The sequence below is a fragment of the Bacillus sp. CCB-MMP212 genome (genome assembly GCF_022748145.1).
Lineage (GTDB): Bacteria > Bacillota > Bacilli > Bacillales > Bacillaceae_G > Bacillus_A > Bacillus_A cereus.
Map to the genome: position 1 here is coordinate 49,091 of NZ_JALDQE010000001.1, position 12,366 is coordinate 61,456.

Sequence of the window (12,366 nt, forward strand, 5' to 3'; positions counted from 1 at the left end):
AATGATATAATGTGCTACTAATATAAAAAGCACCTTAAAGGTGCTTTTTATATGCATGCTGGGCATGTCAATGAATCTCCATTTTTATCTATTGTTATATTCAATATATATTGAGTTGCTTTATGTGACCAAGTTTCAGGTGTAGGTGATTCATTTATATATTGTGGCGCACATGACTTCAGCATTGGAGTACTAATACTCCCTCCAGGATCTAAAGCAACTACAGCCATGCCATGAGGTAATTCCAGTGCCATAGATTTAGTGATACCTTCAATTGCAAATTTCGAGGCACAATATGGCGCAAGCTCAGCTTCACCTTCTCTCCCCCAACTAGAACTCATATTAATGATAATTCCTTCTTTCCTAGCTACCATTGCGGGAACAAACGCTCTTATTACATTCACTACACCATTCACGTTTACATTCATTACATTTTCGAATTCTTGATCCGTAATTTTCCAGAGTTGTGCATTTTGATTTACAATCGATGCATTATTTATTATCATATCGGGAGCCGTATGTCTATTAAGTATATAATTTGCCCAGTTGTTAACTTGCTGAGAATCTGAAACATCAATTACTTGAAAATCATGTATTTTACTGTACTGTTTTTTTAGTTCCTCAATTTTATCTTTTGAACGTCCACAACCATATATGTTCCACCCTAATTCATGAAATCGATCAACCATCGCACGTCCTAACCCTTGTGTCACACCTGTAATAATTACAGATTTACCAATTTCTTTTCTCTGCATTTCTCTCATCCTCCTTCCCTATATCTTACTCTCTTCATTTTTATTCAGCCATTTACTATAGTATCAACTCAACTCATACTTTAGTAATGGTTTTGATATTGCATACATAAATAAAAAAAGTAACCATCATGGTTACTTTTTGCTATATATCTAAAAATTCATTGTTTATTTCATTATCGTTTTTACATTTCAACTTCTCTTTTCCACATTTCTCACACTGGTAAATATAAACTACACCTAATGTACCTTTTTTTAAAATCCTCATTATCCTGCATCTTAATAAAAATATATTTATGTTTACAATGCGATTCACCCAAATAATTTTCAAACCACTTTTTCAACACAACACATTCCACCTTTATGATAGAACCTTTATTTAGCTGCCTTATTACATACTTTTATTTAAATATTCAATCTCATATTGCAATTTTTTAAATTGCTCAAAATGCATGGTAATAGATTGGCTACTACCATAATCAACATTTTGTTTCACTAATATAACACCCGTATCATGAAAAAGCGCTTCAAGTTCTTTCCTAATAGACACTTTCGCAATATGAGCTGTTTTAATTGCAGATAAAATTGCAATTTCATTAAACTTTAATTTTATTTCATTTGGACAAAATGCGTCTTCAACTAATATAACTTCATTACTATAAATTAGTGCAACAAGATTACTTGATTTGGCATCTGTTAAATCAACTTTTTTCATAATATCTTTCATTACATTTTGCCTCCTTTATTTTCGTATATATCAATTATACAAATTTTTTTAAAAAATTACTCAACTTTATTATATTAATTTTAACACACTTTTATTGAAATCCATGCTCCAAACGTTTTACTATTCCACAATTTTTATTATATGAACCATCTGGACTATAACTCCATATAGTAATGTTAACAACTTATTATAAAGCAGGTGAAAATTATGCCATCAGTTGTAGGGAATTTAGTTGTACAAAATAGTAATGGTTCATTTAACTTAGGTGATTTCTACAACGTTTCTCCAAAAGAAAATACGAAAGCTTATAATGGCTCTGGCGCATCAAACGTTGGTTTTGTTGTTAATACTTTTAGCGGTGTTAGCGCGACCAATACATTTGATTCTGACCTTGCAGATCAAAACCAAGTGGGTACAGCCTAATCTTATGTTCAACTTTTTGTATAGAAAATTTTAATTTGTCTATACTATAATCAGGCTGTTTGACAGCTCTTGTTGATTTTGGAGTACCCTATCTTTTTCTCCCTTTCCCTGGGGCTCAGCAGCTAGCACGAAGCTAGCTGCTTTTTCTTGTATTATTTGTCTCATAAATCAGAAATAAAAGAAGCTGCCATTTAATATTCAGCTTCTTTTACGTTATTTCAATAATATCCATAGCGTTAAATACGTAAGTTTTATAAAAGGCGTCTGTACAAATTACAATTTGTTTTACCGGATTGATATGTACAACAGTCATGTAGTTTGTTAGTATGTAACCATCTTCAAAATATGTTACCAATATTTCTTTCTCAGACAGTAATGACGTTAATAATTTATCAGAAATTCTCTCTTTTGCTTCGTTTGTTAAAAGCGGTTTTTGTACTTTTAATTTCTCTCCAATAATCTTTCTCATACTTAAAAGTTGTTCGGATATTACTGTAAACGGAACCCACTCTCTTTCTTCTTTTTGTATCTTTACATCGTTCATTTTTTATCTCCTTGATCATTTATACATTTATTTAGCCATACTATCCCTTAGTTATTTTTAATACGCACTAAATTCGGATTTACTTCTAAACTATAATTAGGTTACCTCTCAAAAGAACATTCGTTCTTATTATACACGAACTTATGTTCTTTTGAGAAGAGCCATACTTATTATTTTTTAACAAAAAACATAATTTTATTTATCTCCATACTTTTTCCTTTATCAAATAAACTTCTCATTTCTTATGTAAAATGCATATAACAACTAAAAGGCGACTTCACACAAAGTGAAATCGCCTTTTCTTAAAAAATATTTCAATGTTTATTTTTCTATTCTAACTAATGTTCTTTCTGGAATACATAATTCATCTATATTAAAATGATTTATTTTTAATTTCAATTCCCCTACTCGTTCCTTATCTTCATCACCAACCCAACAACTGAATAATTCGAAATAGTCTCCATCTTCCAAATAACCTTCCATAATCTTGCATAAAGTTAAAAGTTTTTCTTTCGCTTCTTTTTTTTCCTTTACGTTTTGCCACTCGACAAGTTCAATTCCCCAACTAGTTGAAACCTCATATATGTAATTTTTTTGGAATTGATACTCTTGTACAATTTCAAGCATACTTTCATCTGCAAAACATCGTCCAAAAACAATTACATCATTAGAATCGGGCTCCGTTAACGGAATTTCTACATTACAGCCTATGTAACTTGCTAAACTCATTTTATACTCCTCCAATATTCGTATAAAAAATACTTCATAGTATATTTATTTACTCAAATATAAAATCCCTGCCTAAACAAAAAAGTTTTAAATTTTTTCGTTTATTAACCATCTATAACTGAACACATATACTATGATGAACGAACTCACAAAGCATAAGAAAAGAGAGCATTTACAACACTCTCTTTTCTTACATACTCTATGAAACTTTACAAAACTGAATCAGTGATTTTTATTATTATATTTCATTACATATACTTAGGTTGTACTATTATATGTAACTCTCTCTCTGTATCCGCTTTTTTCGGATGACGAAAATAATTAAGTTCGTACTTTAACACTTTATACTCAACAATTCCGATTTTAATCCCTTTCGTTTCTTTTAATATAGCTAATAAATCACTTACATTTTCATCATATGACTCAAAAATTTTCGCGCCGCCCTCTCCTTGAAAGATTACTTTCATATATTCTCCCCACCTTAATTTATTGATGTGGTAAATGACGCGTTTAATACGATTCATTATTTATCCTAAAATTTTCACACCAAAAAGAACATCCTTTCCATTCGAATGCTCAGCTTTTTACTAATTATCCATATTAAATATTTATTCAAAAACATTATATGTATTATTTTTTAAATTATGTTCGATATCCATTATTAAAGAATAAATATATGTAACAAACTTGCATAATGAAAACCGTATAATATCCACTTTCGTTGAAATAGTTATAGCACCTTTAATTATCATCCATTATTTCCCATTGTAATTCTTAATATTTAAATGTAATATTGTATTGTCTTACTATCTATTTATAACTCACACACTAATTAGAAAAGGGAACTCTATATGAGTTCCCTTTTCTAATTATGATTACAATCATTATTTCTTTTCTAGAAATTTAAATGTATCTTTAAATTCTTTATTATTCACTTTAATATCAGCATCTTTCAATAAATCATTGACTACTTGTTGTTTCCATTTACCTGTCGTATCTTGTAGTCTTTGTTGTTCTAAATCTTTACGAATTTTTTCCTTTACTTCATCAAATGGCTTCAATTCTTTTTTATCCGTCACTTTAATAATATGGTAACCGTAAGTTGTTTTAACTGGATCACTTACTTGGCCTGCATCTAATTTATACGCAGCTTCCTCAAATTCTTTCACTGTTTGTCCAGGAGCAAAACCAGATATTTCCCCGCCCTGTTCCTTTGAACCAGTATCTTCTGAATACTGTTTTGCTAAGGCAGCAAAATCTTCACCATTATTTACTTTCTCCTTTACTTCTTTAGCTGTCTTTTCATCTTTCACTAAAATGTGACTTACTTTCATTTCTGGTTTATAGTTATCTTTCACATCTTTTTCTGTGACTGTTGCTTTAATCGCTTTCTCAAATGCAATTTCTGGCTTCATTTTTTCTTTTAATTCATCTTCATTTTTCAATCCAAGTTGTTCTAAAGTTGATTTAAAGTTCTCACCCATTTTATCTTTTGCTTCTTCTACTTTCTTTTTTGCTTCCTCATCCGAAACTTTATATTTATCTAACAATGCCTTACTTAACATCATTTGATATAAAGTACTTTCTCCATATTGTTGTCTTAATTCTTTACTTAATTCTTTCTCTGTAACATTTCCTACTTTTGATGTTACTACGTTGTCTGAAGAACCACATGCAGATAATGCTAACATCACGCATGAAATAATTGTTCCAATAAATATTTTTTTCTTTTTCAATTCAAATACCTCACTTTTATCATTATGCAAATTAACTATACACAGGCATTGTGAAAATAGTGTGTTTTCTGCATGTAATTCATTTCATATGAGTTGACTATGTATCATGCATTTCCATTTTTAAACATAAAGAGTCTTCTTACTATTATGTATAGTAAGAAGACTCTTTACATACACCTCAAAAACAATACGGCTGCTATAGTTACTTAATACTTACATGTTCTTCAGGTATCCAACTATTCTGCCCGATATCTACCGCATTTCCCACTCTACCCCACACTCGAAAAGATGTCGATCCATCTATATTTCCTTTATAATTCATACATTCAGGCTCTTCATAATAATTTACTCTGTAGCCGACAGGATATTTCGAAGTTGCATAAAACCATTTCACCTTAAAATGTTTTAAATATGCCCACTGCTTATCGTTCCCTAAACAAATCATATCTTGCTCACCGCCTCCCCAATAACCTGTTAAGATTAAATATGGAATTTTCTGAGTGAGTGCACCTGTAAATTGAGGATTCATGGGATTCTCATATAAATTTATTCCGTATCCATCAGGATATTTCGAAACTGCAATACCAATGCCATTCGGTTGCTGTTTATACACTATGTTAGATTGATTTGCTTTGTTCGAATCTACAAACCAAGAAAGTGACTTATTTCCTACTAATCGATTCAGATCACATTTCCCAATCCCAGGAACATTCCCTGAATCCGTATATTGCCAAATATCACATGGATATGCTGGCTTATTCCCTCCATAACGAGGGATCCATACGAAATCAGCTTCAATATTACGTGCTCCAAATGATAAATACATGTGATGCCCTACATATAATCCTACTTTTTCCGCACCTAAACGGCGTAATTCATCAATAAATGCCTGTGTCCCGCCTTGCATATCTGCCATCGTTTGAACTTCTACGTCCGCCACCCAAAACTTAGCTGATTGATCACCACGATTCCAAAAATCTTGTGCCTCTTTTTTTGCATCAGCAATAGATATAAAACGGCAAAAAGCATAATTACCGAATGGGATACTATACTTTTTCATTTCACTAACATAATTTTGATACATAAAATCCACCGTATTAGAGCCATCTTGAACTCTAGCAATCACTAAATCTAGCTGAGATGCTGCAATATCCCAATTGATAGTTCCATTCCATTTTGAAATATCTACAATATAACCCATACATTCCAGCTCCTTTTTAATGTCTTATTCATAGCTTGTTTTATTGTAAACCTTATCTCTCTAAAACTAGCTATCTATAATATAAATAAAAAGAATCGTTACTGTTTTAAAAAATATATTCTCTTTCAGAAATATTTCTATTAACTTTAACATATATACCATATAAAACATTCTCATATTTGAAATATACCCTACTATTCATTTGTTATGTAATCTCGTCCTATCAATCAAGGTATCAATCATTTTTACGGATATTAGAAAAAATCCCCCTACATTATTAAATTAAAACTTCCAATATCAATTCCCTTTCAGCTAATATAAATCATTCCTCATTTTCTATATCTTCTTAAGTCAAAATTACTATCTTTCCATGAAATTTGAGATTCAGAAAATTTTTAATTCATTGAAGATTATTCCTGCTAACCTACAATTGTCCAATCTGCACACTATTGGTGCATAAAAAAGACATTTTCTATTCATGAAAATGTCTTTTTATAGTCTAATAAAACAATTTTGGTGTTAAATCTTTATTTTGTAATTGTGTATTTTCACTGTTCATAACACAACTTGTAGAAAATAATATTGGGCTATCACAAACCTCATCATTCATTACATCGCGAAATACATTGGCAGCAACACCTGTAAACGTTTGACATAAGTTAGAAATATCGTCATTGAAAAACTGAATGACTTCCGCAGCGAAAACCGGAAAGACAACAGTCGGTCCGCCAGGGAACTGAGGCTGTACCACAACTTGTTCAAAATAAGGATTATTTTCTAGTGCTACTTGAAATAAATGAGCTATTTCAAATGCATCTAGTGGACAAGGAAATGGATTTACAATTTCATTCTCATTATTCGTTACAATAACTGTCACACTTACATTCCCAAATTGTACAAAAGATTTTAAAAGCGTTGCTAATGCTCTCGCTTTTTCATTACTTAACGCATGCACTAAAATAATATAATTACCACCAACAGGAATAAGCGGCCCAACTGTAACAGTTGGATCAGCACCTATTGAATTTTTTAATTCATTAAAATATGTGATCCATGGTGGCGAAAGCTGAGCTTGTACATTTTCTTCCACTATTTTATACTACCTCCTTATACAATTCTTACTAACATAATATGTAGCAAATTAAAAAATGCATTAGTTATATTAACCATTTGCGTATTTATTGATTATATTAATTAAACATTTTACTTCGTATTTTCAATTTCCCCTTTACATCTTTAAGCACTTTTACTACTATGAAATTCTTTATTATAAGCAAATCCACTGAAATTTCATATTATACTAATACGACTCTATATCCTTTAACTTATAATACTCAATATTAGGAGCTGATTTCATGGAAAAAAAACCTATCTTGTTCAAAATCCCACCAAATTCAAAGCTAAAAGTTACATTTTTCGGTCCTTGTAACGAAGTAATTACAAATGTGTCTATAATTAATCAACTATGCACCCCTAAATGTCAAACTATCACGCAATATCCAGACTTTAAGAAATATGTGACTGAAGTACGATCGCTATCCCGTTGTTAGTCCGCATAATGTACGATTTTCACAAATTTGTTACCTAAAATAACTGAGAAAGAAAATAGATGCATTCCTAAACTAAAATTACACATTTTATGATATTCCATTGATAATTCATTGATTTTTTACACATTTTTATTAAAAGAACATATATTATCGTATGGAGATTATCCACTCATAAAACCTATCTTTCTTTAGAGCGTACTTTTTATGTATGCTCTTTTTTTATGTAACCGTCCCCCTTCTAAATTGACCAACAATATATTAAAATTCTTTATATACGCAAGGAGGTCAAATATGTTCAAGCTGCATCCAATACTACTCATCTTAGGATTGATTTTGTTTTTATATAGTGTACTCGCCTTTATGTTATTCTTTTCAGTGTATTAGCATTGCCTACACAAATCTATGTTCAATATGTAATTTCTATATAGTAAAAAAAACGTAATGATACGATTTTTTATGTATTCCGTCTTTCTTGTTCTATAAGAAAACTAGTAAACTTACTAACAATGAGTTTTCAGAAGCATGTTACTTATTTACATATTATTTTGTTCATTACCTGAAGAAGGTTGAAGCCTCTGAAAATTAAACTATACTTTACCTATTTACTTATATATTTTAGAAAAACAAAAATAATCCCCCACCATTTGGTAAGGGGATTAACTAAACCTACTAAAAAATATTTAATGATCTGTTTTATTTAATTGGAGAAGGAAATCTTGCTGCTTCAAAGTGAACCGTATTTAAACCATTAACATTTTGTATAATTACGCCCGCAATACTACTTTCTGCAAAAACTTCAACTAAATCTCCTGCTTCTAATTGAAGAATAGTAGTTACTGAAACATCATTATTAAAAAATACTCCTGTTCCAAAGAAATCATTATCTATCGCTATTGCTGGATTTCCATTTACACGAATTTCTACTCTAGCTCTGTAATTCACATTAAAATCATTTGGAGAAAATGTTATATTTCCTAATACATTATATACCCCTCTAGTTTTCGGAGTGAAAATGGATGTTACTGGATTATATTCATTCGCTAGATCAAATTGTTCATTTTGAAATAATACTTTAACAGGAGTATTTGCTAGAACAGGTTGATTAACTGTATTCACAGCTCTAAATGCCGATGCCCTTACAAGCTCCTCTTTCTTATCATCACAACACTTCACCTTTACATACTTCCTATCACATTTACTACTTTTCCTATAACAATCATGACTTTCCTTTTTGTAATCTTTACAATACTTACAGTAATAATAAGACATAGTTAGTCCCCCTTTACACTTATTTTTACATAGTATGCTATATAGGTTAGAATAGCTTGGACGACCTGTTACTATTTTTAATAGAGTAAAAAACCCTCACCATTTCGGTGAGGGTTTACCTTTAAGCTTCTGTAAACTCATTGTTTAATGACTTTATTTAATTGGAGAAGGAAATCTTGCTGCTTCAAAATGTGCACCATCTTCTAAAGGACTTAAAACTCCATCTATACTACTTTGCGCATAAATCTCAACTTCATCCCCTGCATTCAATTGAACAATCGTCGAAACACTTACTACATTTCCAAAACTTATTGGACCAAAAAAGTCATTATCTATAGCTATCGCTGCGTTTCCATTCACACGAATTTCTACACGTGCTCTATAATTTAAAGTTGGATCGTTTGGAAAGAAACCAATCGTTACAATAATAGAATATACTCCTTTAGTCTTCGGCATAAAAATAGATGTTGCTGGATTATACTCATTCGCTAAATCAAATTGTTCATTTTGAAATAACACTTTCACAAAAGTATTAGCAGGAACATTTTGATTTACTGTATTTCTAGCTCTAAATGCGGATGCTCTAACAAGATTGTCCTTGTTATCATGGCACTTACAAGTGTTCTTACAACAATCATGATGCTTCTTTTTATACTCCTTACAATACTTACAGTAGTAATAACAAGACATACTAATTCCCCTTTCAAACTTATTACTACATATTATGTAAGATTGATTTATAAGGTTTGGACTAGCTATTTTTATTATTCATAAGGGCGCTATTAACCTGCACCCTTATTTATATACACCACTTCATTCCTTACTAGTTATAAGTTGTATACAGTCCCATATGGAATAGTCAGAAAAGAACTTCCGTACGGTGTAACTTGATGTACTGGGTAAAAATACTCTACGGATGAATAATACGGTTGTACACCTTGCTGCTGCATTTGCAATTGTTGTTGCATTTGCAATGCTTGTTGAATAGCTTGGATTGTACTTTGTGCTCCACTATACGTTATAGATGTACCATACGCTGGTCGCATACCAGTTTCAGAATTAAAATATGAATAAAACATGATTTTCAACTCACTTCCGTATAAGTTATTACAAATTATATTATGATTCTTTATTTCAGTGGGTACTATAAAGCTAGTCCGCTCGCTTATATTCAAATGACAAAATAAAAAAGTAGCTGCTAGACTACTTTGACTCCTTCTTATCACCAAATGAAATGATATACATATTCTCCTGTTACACGCTCATTAATTCCCGCAACCCTAACGAACCTAAGTAAATCCGCTCCTTGAAGGAAATATACCGAAATCGTAACCGGTACTTGTGACCACATGAATTGATAAAGCTCATTCACTCTCTGATTCGTCGTAACGATTAAATCATTTACAGGTCCATGATTCCATGCAGAGGTTTGAACTGAAGTGAAAGAAAGGTCTTTCCCATTAACCACTATTCTTGATACGCTTTGAGTTATGTCCACAATAATCCCCTCCAACATTACAAAAATTGGACCTTTTTTAGTTCATATTATTATAAATATTCTTGACTGTAATAAATGTTTAAGGCAAATCCCTAATAAAGTGAAACTTTAATCAGCCCTCACCAATCGGGCTTTTACGGGCAGCCCGACTCCACCTAACTTCTTTGCTTCCGCTGAATTTTGAGGTGAGGATCTTACTGCTCGTTAATGCGGGATAAATTTTTTTATTCATATCCCTTAATTCCCATTACAACCATATAATTTCTAACCTTATTCAATTTTTGTAATTAAAATAAAAAATAGCTAATTCACTACTTAAAAAGTAAAAAAAGCATCAGATTGACTAGTATGTAGATGGTTAAATGAATGTAAAATGTTTTTAAATTATCTACTCTTTTTTAGTTTGGAAGTAACTCTCATCTCGTCCCATCTTTATACACCACTTTCTTAATCACACTGAACGCAATATTCAATTGATGAGTTTGTCATTTCGTTACCTCCAATTAACGCCTTTGTTCAATGTAGTAATTTTCTTGTATAATAAAAGTTAATTAATCTAGAAGGGACTGAATTATGCGCAGATATCAATATTTTTAATCTACCTATCATTACAACATAACGGAGGTAAAAGTATTGATTACAGAACTACACTCACAGAGATTATATTTAAGGAAAATGAAAGCATCTGATTCACTAAGTATGTTTAAAATATGGTCTGATCCTGATGTTACTAAATTCATGAATATAAGTAATTTCACTGATGAGAACCAGGCAAAAGATATGATTCAATTCCTTAACGAACTCGCTCAAAATAATAAAGCTATACGTTTTACTATTATTGAAAAAGAATCTAATCACATTATCGGTTCATGTGGCTATAATTCCTTAGATTTTGAAAACTCAAAGACTGAGATTGGCTATGATATTTCAAAAACATTTTGGGGTAAAGGATATGCACCTGAAGCAATATCCTCTTTATTAGATTATGCTTTTACACATCTAAAACTATATCGTGTTGAAGCAAAAGTTGAACCTGCAAATGTAAATTCCATAAAAGTATTAGAAAAATTAAACTTTACTTTTGAAGGTACTCTGAGAAAGAGCGAAAAATCAGCTGGAAAGCTTATCGATTTAAATATCTATTCGAAATTAATAAGCGATTAATTTTAGTCCCTCTGCCCATACTCAATCAAAGTGTGGGCTTCTTTAATTTCTGTATAAAATTCAAAAGTTTGACACAATCCTGGAAAAAGCTTATAAAGAAAAGTGAGGTTTCGTTATTTTCACACTTAGTAGCGCAGTCATGTTACATACAATTTTATAAGTGTGAACGAACTACAAAACTAAAAAACAAATAATAAGTTTGCAACATGTTTGCAAATACGAATTTTGTATATAAATTCGTATGATATTGAAAGGAGTTTTACTTATGAAAGAAATTAAAACAGAACAAGAATTCAAAGACATCATCGCAAGCGAGGAGCCTGTAGTTGTTAAGTTCTTTACTACATGGTGCCCAGATTGCGTACGTATGGACAACTTTATCGGAGATGTAATGGAAGAGTTCAATAAATTTGAATGGTATTCTATTAATAAAGATGAGTTTCCAAGTATCGCTGAAGAGTATCAAGTAATGGGTATTCCAAGTTTACTTGTATACCAAAATGGTGAGAAGCTAGGCCACTTACATAGTGCTAACGCAAAAACTGAAGAGCAAGTTACTGAGTTTTTAGAAGCATACTAAGATGAAAGCCCTCTGGAAAATATTTTTCAGAGGGCTTTCATCTATTTTCACAATTATCTTTTGACGTTTTTCATCGTTTAATGAATTACACCTTGTCATTATAAGAATAATACATAGTAAGAAAAGTATTCGTTTCTTCATCCATCTACCCTCCTATCTCTTTAGTAAATAAACTCCCATTCGGTTTACACCC

16 protein-coding genes and 2 pseudogenes are annotated in these 12,366 nt (G+C 31.1%); 4 read left to right on the plus strand and 14 right to left on the minus strand.

Annotation, left to right across the window (positions count from 1 at the left end; all coding sequences use genetic code 11):
- Positions 1 to 47 precede the first annotated feature (47 nt).
- From MRP26_RS00210 to MRP26_RS00215, 3 genes and pseudogenes are all read right to left on the minus strand, one after another.
- Entirely contained in the window at positions 48 to 755 is a 708-nt protein-coding gene (locus MRP26_RS00210; protein ID WP_053564573.1) for an SDR family oxidoreductase, read from the minus strand.
- A 142-nt stretch (positions 756 to 897) separates the two neighbouring features.
- Positions 898 to 1,099, minus strand: a pseudogene (locus tag MRP26_RS30870) (hypothetical protein).
- Between the two features lie 44 nt (positions 1,100 to 1,143).
- Positions 1,144 to 1,479: a hypothetical protein gene (locus MRP26_RS00215; RefSeq protein WP_000651909.1), complete on the minus strand. Its 336-nt coding sequence runs from the start codon at positions 1,477 to 1,479 to the stop codon at positions 1,144 to 1,146.
- A gap of 207 nt (positions 1,480 to 1,686) precedes the next feature.
- On the opposite strand from MRP26_RS00215, the gene gerPF reads away from it, so the two are divergent.
- The gene (gene gerPF / locus MRP26_RS00220) at positions 1,687 to 1,902 is read left to right on the plus strand and encodes a spore germination protein GerPF (RefSeq protein WP_001141569.1); all 216 of its coding nucleotides are present in this window, start codon (positions 1,687 to 1,689) and stop codon (positions 1,900 to 1,902) included.
- Between the two features lie 208 nt (positions 1,903 to 2,110).
- Here the strand turns inward: gerPF and MRP26_RS00225 are convergent, their stop codons facing one another.
- From MRP26_RS00225 to MRP26_RS00250, 6 genes are all read right to left on the minus strand, one after another.
- Positions 2,111 to 2,446 carry a YolD-like family protein gene (locus MRP26_RS00225; RefSeq protein ID WP_242805820.1) on the minus strand — a complete coding sequence of 112 codons (336 nt, stop codon included), beginning with the start codon at positions 2,444 to 2,446 and terminating at the stop codon, positions 2,111 to 2,113.
- Between the two features lie 321 nt (positions 2,447 to 2,767).
- Positions 2,768 to 3,175, minus strand: a complete 408-nt coding sequence (locus tag MRP26_RS00230) for a hypothetical protein (protein WP_053564574.1) — start codon at positions 3,173 to 3,175, stop codon at positions 2,768 to 2,770.
- A gap of 248 nt (positions 3,176 to 3,423) precedes the next feature.
- Positions 3,424 to 3,642 (minus strand): hypothetical protein, encoded by a 219-nt coding sequence (locus MRP26_RS00235; RefSeq protein ID WP_000864277.1) that lies wholly within the window; start codon positions 3,640 to 3,642, stop codon positions 3,424 to 3,426.
- Positions 3,643 to 4,059: 417 nt separating this feature from the next.
- On the minus strand, positions 4,060 to 4,911 hold the full coding sequence (locus MRP26_RS00240; protein ID WP_000727352.1) for a peptidylprolyl isomerase PrsA: 852 nt from the start codon (positions 4,909 to 4,911) through the stop codon (positions 4,060 to 4,062).
- A gap of 202 nt (positions 4,912 to 5,113) precedes the next feature.
- Complete coding sequence (locus tag MRP26_RS00245; protein ID WP_061660148.1) at positions 5,114 to 6,112, minus strand: glycoside hydrolase family 25 protein; 999 nt, start codon at positions 6,110 to 6,112, stop codon at positions 5,114 to 5,116.
- Between the two features lie 499 nt (positions 6,113 to 6,611).
- Positions 6,612 to 7,202: a hypothetical protein gene (locus tag MRP26_RS00250; protein WP_242805821.1), complete on the minus strand. Its 591-nt coding sequence runs from the start codon at positions 7,200 to 7,202 to the stop codon at positions 6,612 to 6,614.
- Positions 7,203 to 7,467: 265 nt separating this feature from the next.
- Between MRP26_RS00250 and MRP26_RS00255 the strand changes: the two genes are divergently transcribed.
- Positions 7,468 to 7,662, plus strand: coding sequence for a hypothetical protein (locus MRP26_RS00255; RefSeq protein WP_075716934.1), 195 nt, complete (start codon positions 7,468 to 7,470; stop codon positions 7,660 to 7,662).
- 693 nt (positions 7,663 to 8,355) lie between these two features.
- Here the strand turns inward: MRP26_RS00255 and MRP26_RS00260 are convergent.
- From MRP26_RS00260 to MRP26_RS00280, 5 genes and pseudogenes are all read right to left on the minus strand, one after another.
- The gene (locus MRP26_RS00260) at positions 8,356 to 8,931 is read right to left on the minus strand and encodes a complement C1q domain-containing protein (RefSeq protein ID WP_053564576.1); all 576 of its coding nucleotides are present in this window, start codon (positions 8,929 to 8,931) and stop codon (positions 8,356 to 8,358) included.
- 153 nt (positions 8,932 to 9,084) lie between these two features.
- Positions 9,085 to 9,621 (minus strand): complement C1q domain-containing protein, encoded by a 537-nt coding sequence (locus MRP26_RS00265; RefSeq protein WP_242805822.1) that lies wholly within the window; start codon positions 9,619 to 9,621, stop codon positions 9,085 to 9,087.
- Positions 9,622 to 9,758: 137 nt separating this feature from the next.
- Positions 9,759 to 10,010 (minus strand): DUF3947 family protein, encoded by a 252-nt coding sequence (locus MRP26_RS00270; RefSeq protein WP_053564577.1) that lies wholly within the window; start codon positions 10,008 to 10,010, stop codon positions 9,759 to 9,761.
- A gap of 143 nt (positions 10,011 to 10,153) precedes the next feature.
- Positions 10,154 to 10,429, minus strand: a complete 276-nt coding sequence (locus MRP26_RS00275) for a hypothetical protein (RefSeq protein ID WP_000355695.1) — start codon at positions 10,427 to 10,429, stop codon at positions 10,154 to 10,156.
- 320 nt (positions 10,430 to 10,749) lie between these two features.
- Positions 10,750 to 10,859 (minus strand): annotated as a pseudogene (locus MRP26_RS00280) (2TM domain-containing protein); the annotation flags it as partial.
- Positions 10,860 to 11,062: 203 nt separating this feature from the next.
- On the opposite strand from MRP26_RS00280, the gene MRP26_RS00285 reads away from it, so the two are divergent.
- Positions 11,063 to 11,593, plus strand: a complete 531-nt coding sequence (locus tag MRP26_RS00285; protein ID WP_069355541.1) for a GNAT family N-acetyltransferase — start codon at positions 11,063 to 11,065, stop codon at positions 11,591 to 11,593.
- Between the two features lie 265 nt (positions 11,594 to 11,858).
- Complete coding sequence (locus tag MRP26_RS00290) at positions 11,859 to 12,173, plus strand: thioredoxin family protein (protein ID WP_000658787.1); 315 nt, start codon at positions 11,859 to 11,861, stop codon at positions 12,171 to 12,173.
- Positions 12,174 to 12,366 lie beyond the last annotated feature (193 nt).